Origin of the sequence: Pseudomonas sp. NyZ201 (genome assembly GCF_049860765.1) — a bacterium.
GTDB lineage: Bacteria > Pseudomonadota > Gammaproteobacteria > Pseudomonadales > Pseudomonadaceae > Aquipseudomonas > Aquipseudomonas bharatica.
The window spans coordinates 6,167,817-6,183,001 of the sequence record NZ_CP187557.1; the positions used below are offsets into that span (position 1 = coordinate 6,167,817).

Annotated in this window: 16 protein-coding genes; 5 read left to right on the top strand and 11 right to left on the bottom strand. The window is 63.5% G+C overall.

Annotation, left to right across the window (positions count from 1 at the left end):
• Positions 1-41: 41 nt before the first annotated feature.
• The 4 genes from ACPFMA_RS27785 to epsC form a co-directional block, all read right to left on the bottom strand.
• Complete coding sequence (locus tag ACPFMA_RS27785) at positions 42-752, bottom strand: DUF4225 domain-containing protein (RefSeq protein WP_425929416.1); 711 nt, start codon at positions 750-752, stop codon at positions 42-44.
• Entirely contained in the window at positions 749-1,231 is a 483-nt protein-coding gene (locus tag ACPFMA_RS27790) for an Hcp family type VI secretion system effector (protein ID WP_425929418.1), read from the bottom strand. Before ACPFMA_RS27790 ends, ACPFMA_RS27785 begins: the two co-directional genes overlap by 4 nt.
• 236 nt (positions 1,232-1,467) lie before the next feature.
• Positions 1,468-3,453 (bottom strand): choline transporter BetT, encoded by a 1,986-nt coding sequence (betT, locus tag ACPFMA_RS27795; RefSeq protein WP_425929420.1) that lies wholly within the window; start codon positions 3,451-3,453, stop codon positions 1,468-1,470.
• Positions 3,454-3,752: 299 nt separating this feature from the next.
• Positions 3,753-4,685: a serine O-acetyltransferase EpsC gene (gene epsC, locus ACPFMA_RS27800; RefSeq protein WP_009396549.1), complete on the bottom strand. Its 933-nt coding sequence runs from the start codon at positions 4,683-4,685 to the stop codon at positions 3,753-3,755.
• A gap of 290 nt (positions 4,686-4,975) precedes the next feature.
• Between epsC and ACPFMA_RS27805 the strand changes: the two genes are divergently transcribed.
• From ACPFMA_RS27805 to ACPFMA_RS27825, 5 genes are all read left to right on the top strand, one after another.
• Positions 4,976-5,974, top strand: coding sequence for a D-cysteine desulfhydrase (locus tag ACPFMA_RS27805; protein WP_425929423.1), 999 nt, complete (start codon positions 4,976-4,978; stop codon positions 5,972-5,974).
• 118 nt (positions 5,975-6,092) lie between these two features.
• Positions 6,093-6,893, top strand: a complete 801-nt coding sequence (tcyJ, locus tag ACPFMA_RS27810; RefSeq protein WP_009396551.1) for a cystine ABC transporter substrate-binding protein — start codon at positions 6,093-6,095, stop codon at positions 6,891-6,893.
• Positions 6,890-7,564: a cystine ABC transporter permease gene (gene tcyL, locus ACPFMA_RS27815; protein WP_009396552.1), complete on the top strand. Its 675-nt coding sequence runs from the start codon at positions 6,890-6,892 to the stop codon at positions 7,562-7,564. The genes tcyJ and tcyL overlap by 4 nt, the downstream gene beginning before the upstream one ends.
• Entirely contained in the window at positions 7,561-8,325 is a 765-nt protein-coding gene (tcyN, locus tag ACPFMA_RS27820) for an L-cystine ABC transporter ATP-binding protein TcyN (protein WP_425929425.1), read from the top strand. Before tcyL ends, tcyN begins: the two co-directional genes overlap by 4 nt.
• Positions 8,326-8,468: 143 nt before the next feature.
• Positions 8,469-8,909: a CBS domain-containing protein gene (locus ACPFMA_RS27825; RefSeq protein WP_420059056.1), complete on the top strand. Its 441-nt coding sequence runs from the start codon at positions 8,469-8,471 to the stop codon at positions 8,907-8,909.
• A 3-nt stretch (positions 8,910-8,912) separates the two neighbouring features.
• On the opposite strand, the gene ACPFMA_RS27830 is transcribed toward ACPFMA_RS27825, so the two are convergent.
• From ACPFMA_RS27830 to ACPFMA_RS27860, 7 genes are all read right to left on the bottom strand, one after another.
• Positions 8,913-9,551 (bottom strand): hypothetical protein, encoded by a 639-nt coding sequence (locus ACPFMA_RS27830; protein WP_064303115.1) that lies wholly within the window; start codon positions 9,549-9,551, stop codon positions 8,913-8,915.
• 65 nt (positions 9,552-9,616) lie between these two features.
• Positions 9,617-9,856 carry a DUF2789 domain-containing protein gene (locus ACPFMA_RS27835; RefSeq protein WP_009396560.1) on the bottom strand — a complete coding sequence of 80 codons (240 nt, stop codon included), beginning with the start codon at positions 9,854-9,856 and terminating at the stop codon, positions 9,617-9,619.
• A 169-nt stretch (positions 9,857-10,025) separates the two neighbouring features.
• Positions 10,026-11,426, bottom strand: a complete 1,401-nt coding sequence (locus ACPFMA_RS27840; protein ID WP_425929428.1) for an efflux transporter outer membrane subunit — start codon at positions 11,424-11,426, stop codon at positions 10,026-10,028.
• Entirely contained in the window at positions 11,423-12,298 is an 876-nt protein-coding gene (locus ACPFMA_RS27845) for an efflux RND transporter periplasmic adaptor subunit (RefSeq protein ID WP_425929430.1), read from the bottom strand. The genes ACPFMA_RS27840 and ACPFMA_RS27845 overlap by 4 nt, the downstream gene beginning before the upstream one ends.
• Entirely contained in the window at positions 12,295-12,507 is a 213-nt protein-coding gene (locus tag ACPFMA_RS27850) for a DUF1656 domain-containing protein (RefSeq protein ID WP_009396566.1), read from the bottom strand. Before ACPFMA_RS27850 ends, ACPFMA_RS27845 begins: the two co-directional genes overlap by 4 nt.
• The gene (locus tag ACPFMA_RS27855; RefSeq protein WP_425929432.1) at positions 12,504-14,591 is read right to left on the bottom strand and encodes an FUSC family protein; all 2,088 of its coding nucleotides are present in this window, start codon (positions 14,589-14,591) and stop codon (positions 12,504-12,506) included. The genes ACPFMA_RS27850 and ACPFMA_RS27855 overlap by 4 nt, the downstream gene beginning before the upstream one ends.
• Positions 14,588-15,040: a MarR family winged helix-turn-helix transcriptional regulator gene (locus ACPFMA_RS27860; RefSeq protein ID WP_064303112.1), complete on the bottom strand. Its 453-nt coding sequence runs from the start codon at positions 15,038-15,040 to the stop codon at positions 14,588-14,590. The genes ACPFMA_RS27855 and ACPFMA_RS27860 overlap by 4 nt, the downstream gene beginning before the upstream one ends.
• Positions 15,041-15,185: the final 145 nt, after the last annotated feature.

Sequence of the window (15,185 nt, forward strand, 5' to 3'; positions counted from 1 at the left end):
ACATACAATCAAGGACGAAGTAAAGATGAACAACCCCGTAATCACTTCTCTGCTTCTTCCGCAATCTGAGAATACGTAAGCCAAGCTATATACGCCTCAAATATACGCGCTCCATTCCCCATTAGTTTGTATGCCGGAACATGATCAGCTGGTATTCTGTGAAAAAGCTTCCAGGCGTCAGGTCTCACAACAGGACGTAAAACCCCATAACCGGCCAACCCCAAATCAGCTAGCCAATACGCCATACTTCCTTGGCTTTCAGTTCCACCGAAGGCAACGGAGACTTTCTGATAGAGAGTCCGTACTGGTCCAACTATATCCGACCCGCCTTCCCATAAGTTGGCACCATTCTCATACATGTTATTGGTGCCATGAGCGATCATCGGTACACCAGCAAAACCACACGCCAAACCCGCACTTCCGTAACAGATTCCTGCGCCGGTCAAAGCTACAACGCCTCCTGAGACGAAACCTGCTAATTGTTTGCCAATATCCTGCGAACTTTTCTGCATGTGCTTGTGCTCGGTCTGGATTCTGAGCAGACCGTCATCGACCCTTAACCTCCCATTCCTTACATCCGACAAAACCTGCCGCACGTAATAAGCCATATCCCGGTTGAACTGCCCACGCAGCACCCCATCCTTGATATGTCTTGCGCTCACCATGCAGGCGTACTGCGTCAGATTCGCCGCGCTTTGGTGAAGCTCCTGCAGTTGCCTGTCACGCTTGTATGACGAAAGCTGGGTACTCATTCCTCCAGCCCCGAGAAGGCATAGCCATCGGTACGGGCGATATGGTGCGTCCAGGTGATGGTGTGGTAGCGCAACACCACCTGCTCCGTCGGCAAGGCGTCGTTGAACATCAGGACGTTCGGGATATCAAGGGTAAGACCGACGATGCGCGCGCCTTTCAGCGTGAGGGTGTAGTACTTCTGGTGGGTCGCGTCAGCGGTCCGATAAAGATCAATCTCGCACTCCAGCTCTTCCCGACGGGCCATTGCGTCAGCCAGCAACGGACTGGCCTTGTCCAGCAGCTTGTTGATGACCATGGGATTGTGAACCGCATCGAACATATTGCTGACGCTGGTCATCGCATGATTCAGCGCCAACACGAGGATTTCGTTGGTGTGCCCTGCCTGGCACAGGTTGCCGATGGACTTCAGAGTGGAGCACCCCGCAGAAATCAGCCCGCTCTTCTTGCCGGTAATGCGCATATAGCTGTGATTGGCCATGATCGAACGCCACTTGTAGCTTGGAGTTCGCAGCCTAGAGAGGTGAGACGGCAGCGTCTGTGAGACGTTTCCGAGAGAGTGTGCGGATTTTCGGAAAGCTGGTGGGAGGATGCCGTTTCCGGGAAAACACATGACCTTGTGGGAGCTGGCTTGCCAGCGATTGGGCCCGACCTGACAACATCTTTGTCATTGCCGGCCTCATCGCTGGCAAGCCAGCTCCCACAGTGACCGCGCTGCTAGCGCACCAGATGCAGATACTGCAAATGCCGCTCGTACTGGTCGAGGATGTCGTTGATGATCTGCTCCTTGCTGTAGCCCATCAGGTCATAGTCCTGGCTACCCTCGGCCAGATGCACCTCGGCGCGGTAGTAGCGGCGGTTCTTCAGTTCCTGGGTACCCAGCCCGGCCAGGGCGAAGGACGGCGTGAAGTACCCGCGCATCTGCACCTGGTAGAGGAACGGCTGCTCCTCGCCATGGCCGATCTTCAGGCTGACATTGTCGTGACTCGGATCCTCCTGGGTGATGACGCTCAGCCCCTTTTCCGCATAGACCTCGGTCACCTCGGCAATCGCCGGGCGCACTACGTCGTCCATGAAGCGATACACCTCGTCGCGCGACGGGAAGTGCACCGCCTGGCTCAGGCGCTGGCGCCAGCCGCCCTTGCCACGGCGCGAGCTGGCGAACGGCGCCAGCGAGTGCATCTGCGCGATCTGCCGCTGTGATTCCAGGTAGAACGCCTTGTGCAGGCCCCACATCATCGCCAGCAGGATCACCGAGAACGGCAACGAGGTGAGCACCACCGCGGACTTCAAGGAGTCGATGCTGCCGGCGAACAACAGCCCGCAGGTGACCAGCGCGGTCATCACGCCCCAGAATACGCGCAGCCAGTTCGGCCCGTCCTCGTCGGTGCTGCCGCCCTTGGCCGAGAGTGTCGAGAGCACCACGGTGCCGGAGTCGGCCGAGGTGACGAAGAACACGAAGCTGATGAACACGGTGATGGCGATCACCACCTTGCTCCACGGGTAGGTTTCCAGCAGCAGGTACAGGGTCATCGACGGATTCTCGATGGCCGAGTGGGCCAGCGCGGTCATGCCATGGTCGAGCACCTGGGTCAGGGCGCTGTTGCCGAAGATCGACATCCACGCCAGGGTGAAGCCGAGCGGGATCAGCAGTACGCCGAAGACGAACTCGCGAATGGTCCGGCCCCGGGAAATCCGCGCGATGAACAGCCCCACGAAGGGCGCCCAGGCAATCCACCAGGCCCAGTAGAACACCGTCCAGTTGCCCAGCCAGTCGTTGGACTGGTTGTAGGCATACACGTCGAAGCTCTTGCGCGGCAACACCGCGAGGTAGTCGCCAAGGTTCTGGATCAGGGTGTTGAACAGGTGCTGGGTGGGGCCGGCGAACAGCACGAACAGCAGCAGCGCGCAGGCGAGGAACAGGTTGATGTCGGACATCACCCGCACGCCCTTCTCCACCCCGGCGACAGCCACCATCACCGCAGCGCCCATCATCAGGGCGATCAGCGCGACCTGTATCCATTGGGTGTGGGCGATACCGAACAGGTAGTCGAGCCCGGAATTGAGGTGGAGCACGCCGAAACCCATGTCGGCACCGAGGCCGAACACCGTGGCGATGATGCCGAAACCATCCACCGCGTAGCCGATCGGCCCGTTGATGCGCTTGCCGATCAGCGGATACAGCGCCGAGCGCAGGGCCAACGGCAGGTTGTGACGGTAGGCGAAATAGGCCAGGGCCATGCCGACGAAGGCAAATACGCCCCAGCCGTGCAGGCCCCAGTGCAGGAACAGCACCTGCATCGCCTGACGCCCCGCCTCCACCGTGCCGGCTTCGCCCTGGGGCGGCTGCATCAGGTGGGTCAGGGGTTCGGAGACACAGAAGAAGAACAGGGTGATGCTGATCCCCGCGGCGAACAGCATGCCGGCCCAGGACAGGTAGCTGAACTCGGGCTCGTCATGGTCGGCACCAAGCTTGATCTTGCCGTAGCCGGACAGCGCGGTGACCACCACGAACACCAGGTACAGGGTCATGGCCAGCATGTAGTACCAGCCGACGGTATGCGCCGCCCAGTTCTGCGCGGCCAGCAGCCACTCGCCAGCGGCCTGCGGGTTGGCGATGACGGTCAGGGCGAACAGCAGGATGAAGGTGGCGGCGAAGTAGAACACCGGAGGGTTCATGCGGATCCTGGACGGGGCATTCATCGTTGAAGTACCTCGCAGGAACAAGGAGCGGTGGGGTTGAACGGGTTCAGCAAAGGCAGATCCTCCTGTTGAACACCGGCAGCGGACCAGCGTTTTTAATTTGAACAAGCGTTCAAGTTAAACATGGATCGGGATTCGAGGCGACCTATGGCTGACTACTGGACTGAGAAATTTCTGACAAGCACATCGAAAAACTTGTGGGAGCGGGTTCACCCGCGATTGCTGTAGTGAACCCACTATCGCAATCGCGGGTGAACCCGCTCCCACAGGGTCCCCATTCCAGTCAGTGAGGGTGTGTATTACTTCTGCGCGCCCTCGTCCGACTGCAGGTTGGCCTGGGTGATATTGCTTTCGGCCGGCACACTGCGGGTCAGCCAGACGTTACCGCCAATGGTCGAGCCCTTGCCGATGGTGATCCGCCCGAGAATGGTGGCCCCGGCATAGATCACCACGTCATCCTCGACAATCGGGTGGCGAGGATGGCCTTTCTGCAGCTTGCCGCATTCATCCTCGGGGAAGCGCTTGGCGCCCAGGGTGACGTGCTGGTAGATGCGCACGCGCTCGCCGATGATCGCGGTTTCGCCGATCACCACGCCGGTGCCATGGTCGATGAAGAAGCTCGGGCCGATCTGCGCGCCCGGGTGGATGTCGATCCCGGTGATGGAATGCGCCAGCTCGGAACTGATCCGCGCCAGCAGTGGCAGCCCGGCGCGGTAGAGGTGATGGGCGAGACGGTGATGGATGATCGCCAGGACGCCGGGGTAGCACAGCAGCACTTCGTCGACGCTGCGTGCCGCCGGGTCACCGTGGAAGGCGGCCAGTACGTCGGTGTCGAGCAGCACGCGCATGGCCGGCAGGGCTGCGGCGAACTCCTGGATCAGGCGCAGCGCCCTGGCATCGACATCCGCGTCATCCTGCTTGTCATGGCGCGCGGCGTAACGCAGTTCCAAGCGGGCCTGGGCGAGCAGCGAGGTCAGCGCCGAGTCGAGGGTGTGGCCGACATAGAAATCTTCGCTTTCCTCGCGCAGATCCACCGGGCCCAGGCGCATGGGGAACAGCGCACCACAGAGTTGTTCGAGGATCTGCCTGACCGCCTCGCGCGACGGCAGCTCGCGTCCGCCCTGCTCACCGCTGCTGCGGCCATTGCGGGTGCGCCACTCATCGCGGGCCGAACGAAGCTGGCCGACGATGGAATTCAATTGCCAATACCCGGACTGCGCGTTGTCGCTCACGGTTGTTTCTCCTGCTCGGCGGCATGGGACTGGTAGGGGAATGCCGCTCTCCTGTCCAGCACTCTACGTCATGGACGGGGGCTGGAAAAAATACCCTGTTATGACGGTTGGCTATATGCCATGCATAAGCAGGAATACCGGGGTGGCCCCAAATCGCTGGCAAGCCAGCTCTTACAGGTTCAGTGACGCCGCGGATACTTGTGGGAGCTGGCTTGCCAGCGATCGGCAGCACGGTTGTCCGTGAGTCGATCACTGCTTATGCTCGAATTTTCCTACAACTGACCAAGCCCATGATCGAACGACAGCTGTCCCGCTTCAATCGCCTGGAACTGCTCGGTACCCCGACCCCGCTGGAAAAGCTCCAGCGCCTGTCGGCCTGGGCCGGGCGCGAGATCTACCTCAAGCGCGACGACCTCACGCCCCTCGCCCTCGGCGGCAACAAGCTGCGCAAGCTCGAATACCTCGGCGCCGACGCCCTGGCCAAGGGCGCGGATACCCTGGTCACCGCCGGCGCGATCCAGTCCAACCATGTACGCCAGACCGCTGCCCTCGCCGCCCGTCTCGGCCTCGGTTGCGTGGCGCTGCTGGAAAACCCCACCGGCACCGATTCCACCGAGTACCTGGAGAACGGCAACCGCCGGTTGCTGGAGCTGTTCGATGCCAAGGTCGAGCTGGTCGACAACCTCGACAATGCCGACGAGCAGCTCCAGGCCCTCGGCGTGCGCCTGCATGCCAGCGGCCGCAAGCCGTACCTGGTGCCCATCGGCGGCTCCAATGCCCTCGGCGCCCTGGGCTACGTGCGCGCCGGGCTGGAGCTGGCCGCGCAGATCGAACAGAGCGGCCAGCGCTTTGCCGGCGTGGTCCTCGCCTCCGGCAGCGCCGGCACCCATGCCGGCCTGGCCCTGGCATTGGCCGAGCGCCTGCCCGACCTGCCGGTGATCGGCATCACCGTTTCGCGCAGCGAAGAGGCCCAGAAACCCAAGGTCCAAGCCCTGGCCGAACGCACCGCCGAGCTGCTCGGCGTACAACTGCCAAACGCCTTCAAGGTCAACTTGTGGGACGAGTACTACGCGCCCCGCTACGGCGAAGCCAATGCCGGCGGCCTCGCCGCGATCCGCCTGCTGGCCAGCCAGGAAGGCGTCCTGCTCGACCCGGTGTATACCGGCAAGGCCATGGCCGGGCTGCTCGACGGCATCGCCCGGCAACGCTTCGACGAAGGTCCACTGATTTTTCTGCACACGGGCGGGGCGCCGGCATTATTCGCCTACCCTGATGTCTATACACGCTGAGACCGGCGCAGACGCATAAGCCTGAAAAGAATATGAGAATTACTTTTTATTATTTTCAGGCCTATAGAGCGCGCTCTTATAGTCACCACCACTTTCACAACAAGACTGGGGACAGGGCATGACGATTTCCGTTTTCACCAAACGCATTCTCGGTGTCGGCGCCGGCATTCTGCTGGGTGCCAGCCTGCTCGGCCAGGCAGTGGCCGGCGAGCAGTTGCAGACCATCAAGGACAAGGGCGTGATCAACGTCGGCCTGGAAGGCACCTACCCACCGTTCAGCTTCGTCGACGAGAACGGCAAGCTGACCGGCTTCGAGGTAGAGCTGTCGGAAGCCCTGGCCAAGGAGCTGGGCGTCAAGGCCAAGGTCCAGCCGACCAAGTGGGACGGGATTCTCGCCGCCCTGGAGTCCAAGCGTCTCGACGTGGTGGTGAACCAGGTGACCATCTCCGACGAGCGCAAGAAGAAATACGACTTCTCCGAGCCCTACACCGTTTCCGGTATCCAGGCGCTGATCCTGAAGAAGAAAGCTGCTGACCTGAACATCAATGCCGCCGCCGACCTGGCCGGCAAGAAGGTCGGTGTGGGCCTGGGCACCAACTACGAGCAATGGGTGAAACAGGCCGTGCCGCAAGCCGACGTGCGCACCTACGAGGATGATCCGAGCAAGTTCGCCGACCTGCGCAACGGGCGCATCGACGCGATCCTGATCGATCGCCTGGCCGCACTGGAATATGCGCAAAAGGCCAAGGACACCGAACTGGCCGGCGCCGCCTTCTCCCGCCTGGAATCGGGCGTGGCCCTGCGCAAGGGCGAGCCGGAGCTGCTCGAGGCGATCAACAAGGCCCTGGACAAGCTGCGCGCCGACGGCACGCTGGCCAAGCTGTCGGAGAAATACTTCGGTGCTGATGTCACCAAATGATCGCTGAAAGCCTGCAACTGGTTGCCGACTCCACGCCCTTCCTGCTGAAGGGCGCTGGCTACACCGTATTGCTCAGCGTCGGCGGGATGTTCTTCGGCCTGATCCTGGGCTTCGCCCTGGCGTTGATGCGCCTGTCGAAGATCCCCCCGCTGGACTGGCTGGCGCGCATCTACGTGTCGTTCTTCCGCGGCACGCCGCTGCTGGTGCAATTGTTCGTGATCTACTTCGGCATGCCGCAGATCGGTATCGAACTCGATCCGATCCCGGCTTCGCTGATCGGCCTGTCGCTGAACATGGCCGCCTATATCTGCGAAATCCTGCGCGCGGCGATCTCCTCGATCGACCGCGGCCAATGGGAAGCCGCCGCCAGCATCGGCATGACCCGCACCCAGGCGATGCGTCGGGCGATCCTGCCGCAGGCGCTGCGCACGGCCCTGCCGCCGCTGGGCAACAGCTTTATCTCGCTGGTCAAGGACACCGCCCTGGCCGCCACCATCCAGGTACCCGAGCTGTTCCGCCAGGCGCAGTTGATCACCGCGCGCACCTTCGAGGTGTTCACCATGTACCTGGCCGTGGCGGTGATCTACTGGATCCTTTGCAGCATCCTCGCCCACTTCCAGCACCGCATGGAGGCCCGGGTCAACCGGCATGACCAGGAGCCGCAACGATGATCCGCGTGCAAGGCCTGAACAAGCATTTCAACGATCACGCCGTGCTCAAGGACATCGACCTGACCGTCGAGCCCGGGGAAGTCATCGCCATCATCGGCCCCAGCGGTTCGGGCAAGACCACCTTCCTGCGCTGCCTGAACCTGCTGGAAACCCCGGACGGCGGCACCATCCAGGTCGGTGACGTGCAGATCGACGCCGGCCGCCCGCTCAAGCAGCAGGGCGGGCTGATCCGCCGCCTGCGCCAGCAGGTCGGATTCGTGTTCCAGAACTTCAATCTGTTTCCCCATCGCACCGCGCTGGAAAACGTGATCGAAGGTCCGTTGATCGTGAAGAAAACACCCCACGAACAGGCGGCGGCACTGGGGCGGGCACTGCTGGCCAAGGTCGGTCTGGCGGGCAAGGAAGACGCCTATCCGCGGCGCCTGTCCGGCGGCCAGCAACAGCGCGTGGCCATCGCCCGCGCGCTGGCGATGGAGCCCCAGGTGATCCTCTTCGACGAGCCCACCTCGGCCCTCGACCCGGAACTGGTCGGCGAGGTGCTGGCGACCATCCGCGACCTCGCCAGGGAAAAACGCACGATGATCATCGTTACCCACGAAATGAATTTCGCCCGCGACGTGGCCAACCGGGTGATCTTCTTCGACAAGGGCGTGATCGTCGAACAGGGCGAAGCCAAGGCGCTATTCGCCAACCCGCAGCACGAGCGGACCAGGCAGTTCCTCGGCAAGATCCTTGGCGCCAACAGCGCCAGCCAGGGCTGAAAACACGGAGCGGGCCGGGAAAAACCTGGCGATGACGTTTTTCAATGGCCTCGATGCCGCAATCCGCCTTGCCCGTTCTGCGGTCGTGCACGATTCTTGTGGGTATCTGCCTTACCAACACCACCCCATGCAGAGGGCCCACAATGAAAACCGTGGCACAGCTATTGAAGTTGAAGTCGCAGCATACCGACCAGGTCTACACCATCGCGCCGCACCAGACGGTGCTCGAGGCTCTGATGGTGATGGCAGAGAAAAACGTCGGCGCGTTGCCGGTGGTCGAGGGTGGCGAAGTGGTGGGCATCGTCAGCGAGCGTGATTACGCGCGCAAGATGGTGCTCAAGGGGCGCTCATCGGTGGGTACCGAAGTACGCGAGATCATGAGCTCACCGGTGATCACCGTGAACTCCCATCAGAACGTCGACACCTGCATGAACATGATGACCAACAGCCACCTGCGCCACCTGCCGGTGGTGGAAGACGGCAAACTGCTCGGCCTGCTGTCGATCGGCGACCTGGTCAAGGAAGCCATCGCCGAGCAGGCCGATCTGATTCGCCAGCTGGAAGGCTATATCCGCGGCGAATGATAGCTAGCGGTATTCGCCCTCGAGTTCATCGAGCTGATGATCGAAACTGCGCAACCGCGCCGACCAGGTGTACACCAGCACCTCGAGGTCGCGGTTGAGCACCGCAGCACCGCGTCGCGAGCTTTGCTGCGAGTCGCACAGGTCGAGCTGGTAGCGCTCGCGGGCCATCGCCGTGGCCACGCTGGACAGCTCGCGGGCGTTGTTCAGCCAATGACGGTGGCGGTCGTGGGTTTCCTGGTCGAGCTCCTGGCACTGCGCCTTGAGCGCTTCGAGGCTGCGCTCCAGAGGCGTGCCTTCAAGCTCGCCCATCACTTCCTGGAAGGTCCGCCCCGGCTGCCAGTAGCTGCCCCAGAAATAGCGGTCGAACACGGTTTCGACGCGGCGCAGGGCAACCTTGGTGTTCCAGATGGCGACCAGCGTTCGTCCCTGTTCCAGCTGGCGTCTTCGCGTCTTCAGCAACTGCCAGCGAATCCACGCCAGCGCGCTCAGGGCGAGGGCCGCGATCAGGCCGGCGGCTCCGTAGAGGAACTGGCGGGCCTGATCGAGCTGGTGGACTTCCCTGACCCCGTAGAAATAACCGGCGGTCAGCAGGCCCAGGGCAGCAACGGCTGCCCAGAAGCCGACGGCATAGGGGTCTTTCATTGGCGCTGTCCCCTTGTTGTTTTTTTCTGAGCATAGCAACGCCAATGAAGCTCATAGGGTGCCGCTCAGCGTTTATTTCTGAGGGCCACGTTGAGTTGATCGATGGTCATGATCCAGTCCGAATCGGCGATGTATTCGGCCTTGAGGAAGGCGCGCTGGGCATCGCTCCAGAACGGCGCATCGACCAGCTTGATTTCGTTCTTCAGCGGGGAGTGACTGGTGAGGAACTGCTGGATGCTGGTGGCATCGGAAGGCAGGCCGAGTTGCTCGAACAAGGCGGAGAATTCGTGGTGGGACAGGTCCATGTGGCACTCCTTTGGGCGGGTTGATAAGGGATTGATTGCCTGGAGGAGTGAAAGTTTAGGTGAACCCTGTGGGAGCGGGTTCACCCGCGATTGCGATGGTGGGGCCACTGACGTAATCGCGGGTAAACCCGCTCCCACAGGGTTCTGGACCAGCCTGCAGCCCTGCGATCTACCAGCCACCACCGAGCGCCAGGAACAACCCGATCTGCCCCATCGCCACCTGGGTATTCGCCGTCGCCAGTTGCGCGCGCATATCGGTATAGGTCCGGGTCGCCTCCAGATCCGCGAGGAACGACGCCCGCCCGGCCTGATAGAACCGGTGCGTCTGGTCCGCCGCCAGTTTCGCCGAACGCTCCGCCTCTTCCAGCGCATCGCGCCGATCCAGCAAGGCGCTGTACTGCGACAGGCTGGTCTGGGTTTCGCGTATGGCGTTCAACACCACGCCGTCGAAGTTGGCCAGCGCCGCCTGGGTGCCGGCCTCGGCTTCGCGGATCCGCGCCCGCGAGCCATTGGTCGGCACCGTCCAGGTCAGCAGCGGGCCGAAGCCCCAGCGGTTGGTCGCCGGCTTGCCGAGGTTTTCCAGGATACCGATGGTCCCCACCTGCGCGCCGATGCTGATATCCGGATACAACTGTCCGGTCGCCACGCCGATGGTCGCGGTGGACGCCGCCAGCATGCGCTCGGCCCGGCGTACATCCGGGCGCCGCTTGAGCAACGCGGCGCCGTCACCCACCGGCAACACCCGGGCGATATGCGGCAGCTCGGCGCAATCGGCAGTCCCCGCCGGCAGTTGATCAACCGGTTTGGCCAGCAGCATCGACAAGGTGTACAGCCCCGCGTCCCGCGCCGCCTGGTAGCGCGGCAACTCGGCGCGCAGCGACTTGAAGCGGGTCTCGGTACGGGTCACCTGGGTTTCATCGCCACGCCCGGCATCACGCAGGCGCCGGGTCAGGCTGACGCTCTGGTTTTGCAGGTCCAGCGATTCGCGGGCGATGTGATATTCCTCGTTGGCCGCGCAGACCTGGGTATAGGCCCGCACCACATCGGCCACCACGGTGATCCGCGCTGTATCTGCCGCGGCCTGCACCGCGTCGGCATTGGCCTGGGCCGCCTCGACGCCACGCTTCAATGTGCCCCACAGGTCGAACTGGTAGGACGCGCTGATGATCGCCTCGCCGATGTTCGCCACCGGCACCTTGTCCGCCAGCAGGAAGGCCTCGCCGGACTCCTGCAGGCGCTGCGCGCCGAGCTTGACGCCACCGTTGAAGCCGCCTTGCGCCTCGGCTTCCTCGACCTGCGCCCGGGCCCGGGCGATGTTCGCCGCTGCCACGCGCAGTTCGCTGTTGGCCGCCAGCGCCTGGTTGACCAGGGCATCCAGGCGCTCGTCACGATACAGCCGCCACCAGTCCTTCGGCACCGGCGCCGAAACCACGCTGTCGGCGTCGGCGCGCAGTTGTCCTTGCAGGTCATTACGATTGAAGGCGGCCTTGTCCGGCAACCGGTAATCCGGCCCGACCATCTGGCAGGCCGAGAGCAGCACGCTCAAGCCAAGCAGCGACAGCCTTTTCATTGCCGGGTGTCCTCGATGATCGACACCGTGGCGGTGCGTCCGGCGATCAGGCGGAAGTCCGCCGGTACTTCGTCGAAGGCGATGCGCACCGGAATCCGTTGCGCCAGGCGTACCCAGCTGAACGCCGGGTTGACGTTGGGCAACAGGTTGGCGCCGCTGCTGCGGTCACGGTCCTCGATACCGGCAACGATGCTCTGCACATGGCCGCGCAGCCGGGTGTTGTCGCCCATCACGCGGATATCCACGGCCTGCCCGACATGGATGCCGGAGAGCTTGGTTTCCTCGAAGTAGCCATCGACGTGATACGACTCGCTGTCCACCACCGCCAGTACCGGACGCCCGGCGCTGACGAACTCGTGGGCGCGCGGCGCGCGGTCGTTGAGGTAGCCGTTGACCGGGCTGCGGACCACCGAACGGTCAAGGTTGAGCTGCGCCGCATCCACGGCCACCTGGGCCTCGTCCAGCGCCGACTGGGCGCGGGCCTGGCGCGACTGGCTCTCTTCCAGTTGCTCGGCGGCGACCAGGTTGCCCAGGCCCTTGTTGCGCCGGGCTTCGCGCTGGGCCTGGGCCAGGCTTTCCTTGCGCTCGGCCAGGGTCGCCTGGGCCTGGCGCAGGGCCAGGCGGAAGCGGTCCTGGTCGATGGTGAAGAGCACGTCGCCACGCTTGATCGGCTGGTTGTCGCGCACCGCGACTTCCTGGATCAGGCCGGAGACATCGGGAGCGATCTGGATCACGTCGGCACGGATATGCCCGTCGCGGGTCCAGGGGGCGAACATGTAGTACAGGACCATCTGCCAGACCAGCACGGTCGCCAGGGTCACAACCAACAGTGTCAGGACCACACGGCCCAGGGTCAAAAACGGTTTCTTCATGGCAGCATCAGGCTTCGGCAAAAGTGGTCCAGCGTGCCAAGGAGCACGGCGTAGAGCGCAACGTTGAACAACGCCCGGTGCCAGACCAGGCGGTAGAAATGCAGGCGGTTGAGCACCGCGTGGATGCCGAGGAACAGCAGGTAGCTGACTAGCATCATCACCAGCAGCGTGGGCAGGAATACCCCGCTGATATCCAATTCACCGATCACAGGGGTGCTCCGTCGAGGCCATAGGGCAGTTGCGATTGCGGATCGGGCTCCAGCACAACCTCCACACCCGGCAGCAGTGCCAGGCGCAGGCCGCTGAGGGCATGGAGCAAATGCAGGCGCGCTTCGGCGCAGCCTTCCATGGCGTCGAGGTTGAGGGCGCGACGGGCCTTTTCCATGCTGCCCAGCAACACAGCCGGGGCGTGCTGGCGCTCGCCGGCGTCAAGGCAGGCCTGGAAGTGGCCGCCGACTTCCTCGATGACGTTTTCCAGCGCCGCCCGAGGCTCCGGGGTTGCCCGTGGCAGGTAGGCGAGCAGGTCCAGCAGGTTAAGGCCCACGCGCAGGTCCCGCAGGGCCGCGCCGCTGTCCTGGCCGGTCTGGCTCAGGCGTGGCAGGTGCTGCATCAGGCGGTCGAGCATCTGCACCCCGAGGCGGCGGTGTTCAGCGAGGGTGGCTGGGCGGGTCATGCCGACGATGTCGCGCCAACTGAAGCGGGTCAGGCGCCGGGCCGCCAGCTCGACGCCGAACGGGCGCATCACCAGGGTCCAGATAAAGGCGAACAGCAGGCCCACCGGGCCGGCGATATTGGCATTGGCGAAGGCGAGGAAGTCCGCGTCGTAAGCGCCCTGGATGCTGATGAAGGAGGCGGTGTTGACGATAGTCAGCAAGGTGCCGAGGTAGAACTGCGGCTGCACGGTCAGGGTGCCGACGCAGATGAAGGGCACGGCGAAGGCCAGCACCAGCATGGGGAAGTCATGCAGGTTGGGCAGGACCAGGAATAGATACAGGCTGGCGAACACCACCGACAGGGTGGTCCAGAAGAAGAAGCGGTAGATCTGCGGCGCCGGGTCGTCCATGGCGGCGAAGAAGCTGCACGCCACTGCCGCGAGGATCACCGCGCTGGCGCCATCGGCCCAGCCCAGGGCGATCCACAGGCCGGTGGCCACGGCGATGGCACTGAAGGTGGAAAACACCGAATACAGCATCAGGCCGCGATCGAAGAAAGGCGTCAGGCGGCCCAGGCGCCAATGGCGATACACCGCGCGCCAGGGCGAAAGGTCTTCATTGGCGATGGCGTGCTTGAGGCTGCAGCAGTCCTGCCACAGGTCGATCCATTCACCGAGGCGGTAAAGGGCGTTGGACAGCAGCAGCCCGGGGCGCTGGTCGAGTTCGGCGACGCTGGGCTGCAGGCGTTCGAGCTGGTCGCGCAGGGCCGCCCAGCGTGCTACCGGGGCTTGCGTCGCGGTAATCTTCAGCCATTCGCGCGCCTGTGCAAGCAGCCCCTCCAGTTGCGCGGCCTGCTCCGGTGCACGGCCTTCGAGGGCGAGCAAGGCGTCATCCAGGGCATCGACCACCGGCAGCAGGTGGATCATGCGCCCACGCAGCTCGCGGGCGTTCTTCACCGTCTGTGGCCGCGCGCCTTCGTGGGATAGCTGGCCGATCATCATTTCCAGGGTATTGAAGGTCGCCACCATCGAGCCGCGCAGGCCCGCCACGCTGTCGGCAGGCACATTGCGGGCAAGAAAGATGTCGCAGTAGCCGATGGCGCTGCCGAACCAGTTGCCGGTGGCGCCAACGAACACCGGGGTCAAGCGGCGCGGCCAGAACACCGCACCGACCACCGCTGCACAGACGATACCCAGGCAGATTTCCTGGGCCCGGGACGAAGCGATGTCGAACACCGCCTGGGGATTGTCCACCACCGGCAGGGCGATCATCGGCAGGGTGTAGCCGGCCAGCATCAGGGTGTAGCTGTTGGCGGTGCGCAGGTGCAGGGAGAGGAACAGCAGGGTCGCGGTCCACAGGGCCACGGCCAGGGTCAGCAACACCGGCGCCTGAACCAGCAGCGGCACCAGGAACACCGCCCCGGCGGCGCCGAGCAAGGTGCCAACGGCACGGTACAGGGCCTTGGAACTGGTCGGCCCGACAAAAGGGCTGGAGACGATATAGACAGTCGCCATCGCCCAGTAAGGTCGTGGCAATTGCAGGAGCAGGGCGATGTACAAGGCGATCATCGATGCGGCGAAGGTGCGCACACCGTAGAACCAGTCCCGCGCGGGCGGCATCGAGCTGAAGAAGTGCTTCACAGGGGCAGGCCCGGCGAACGTTGCGCCGCCTCTTCGAAGGCCTTGACCACGCGCAGGGTGGCCTCCAGGTCTGCCGCGCAGACGTCCTTGAGCACGTCGCGGCGCAGGCGCACCAGCTCGCCCTCGATGGCTTCGGCCAGGCTGCGGCCTTCGTCGGTCAGCGACAGGGCCTTGGCCCGGCGGTCACCTGGATCTTCGCAGCGCCGGACATAACCGGCGCTGCACAACTGGTCGAGCAGACGCACCAGCGACGGGCTTTCCACCCCCACCGCCTGGGCCACCGCGACCTGATGCACACCGTCACCAAGGCGCAGGATCATCAGCAGCGGTACGGCGCAGGCCTCGCTGATGCCAAAGCGCGCCAGGGTGGTCTGGCAGATGCGTCGCCAACTGCGGCTGGCCATGACCATGCCGCTGCTGGTGTTCATTTGCAGTGCTTCGAGCTTCATCGGGGAATATTCATAGTTTGCTAACTATTAATATCCTTCGAAGGTGCGGGGAGCGTCAATAGCCGTCTGGGAGAGATACCGATCTACGCGTACCTGTGGGAGCGGGTTTACCCGCGATTGCGATGGTGAATTCACTATTGCAATC

Excerpts from the sequence above, each read along its gene's own strand:
- ACPFMA_RS27845 (WP_425929430.1), bottom strand. The coding sequence starts at position 12,298 with ATGAAGAAACCGTTTTTGACCCTGGGCCGTGTGGTCCTGACACTGTTG.
- tcyJ (WP_009396551.1), top strand. The coding sequence starts at position 6,093 with ATGACGATTTCCGTTTTCACCAAACGCATTCTCGGTGTCGGCGCCGGC.
- ACPFMA_RS27840 (WP_425929428.1), bottom strand. The coding sequence starts at position 11,426 with ATGAAAAGGCTGTCGCTGCTTGGCTTGAGCGTGCTGCTCTCGGCCTGC.
- ACPFMA_RS27860 (WP_064303112.1), bottom strand. The coding sequence starts at position 15,040 with ATGAAGCTCGAAGCACTGCAAATGAACACCAGCAGCGGCATGGTCATG.
- tcyL (WP_009396552.1), top strand. The coding sequence starts at position 6,890 with ATGATCGCTGAAAGCCTGCAACTGGTTGCCGACTCCACGCCCTTCCTG.
- ACPFMA_RS27785 (WP_425929416.1), bottom strand. The coding sequence starts at position 752 with ATGAGTACCCAGCTTTCGTCATACAAGCGTGACAGGCAACTGCAGGAG.
- betT (WP_425929420.1), bottom strand. The coding sequence starts at position 3,453 with ATGAATGCCCCGTCCAGGATCCGCATGAACCCTCCGGTGTTCTACTTC.
- ACPFMA_RS27835 (WP_009396560.1), bottom strand. The coding sequence starts at position 9,856 with ATGGACCTGTCCCACCACGAATTCTCCGCCTTGTTCGAGCAACTCGGC.
- ACPFMA_RS27830 (WP_064303115.1), bottom strand. The coding sequence starts at position 9,551 with ATGAAAGACCCCTATGCCGTCGGCTTCTGGGCAGCCGTTGCTGCCCTG.
- ACPFMA_RS27825 (WP_420059056.1), top strand. The coding sequence starts at position 8,469 with ATGAAAACCGTGGCACAGCTATTGAAGTTGAAGTCGCAGCATACCGAC.
- ACPFMA_RS27805 (WP_425929423.1), top strand. The coding sequence starts at position 4,976 with ATGATCGAACGACAGCTGTCCCGCTTCAATCGCCTGGAACTGCTCGGT.
- ACPFMA_RS27790 (WP_425929418.1), bottom strand. The coding sequence starts at position 1,231 with ATGGCCAATCACAGCTATATGCGCATTACCGGCAAGAAGAGCGGGCTG.
- tcyN (WP_425929425.1), top strand. The coding sequence starts at position 7,561 with ATGATCCGCGTGCAAGGCCTGAACAAGCATTTCAACGATCACGCCGTG.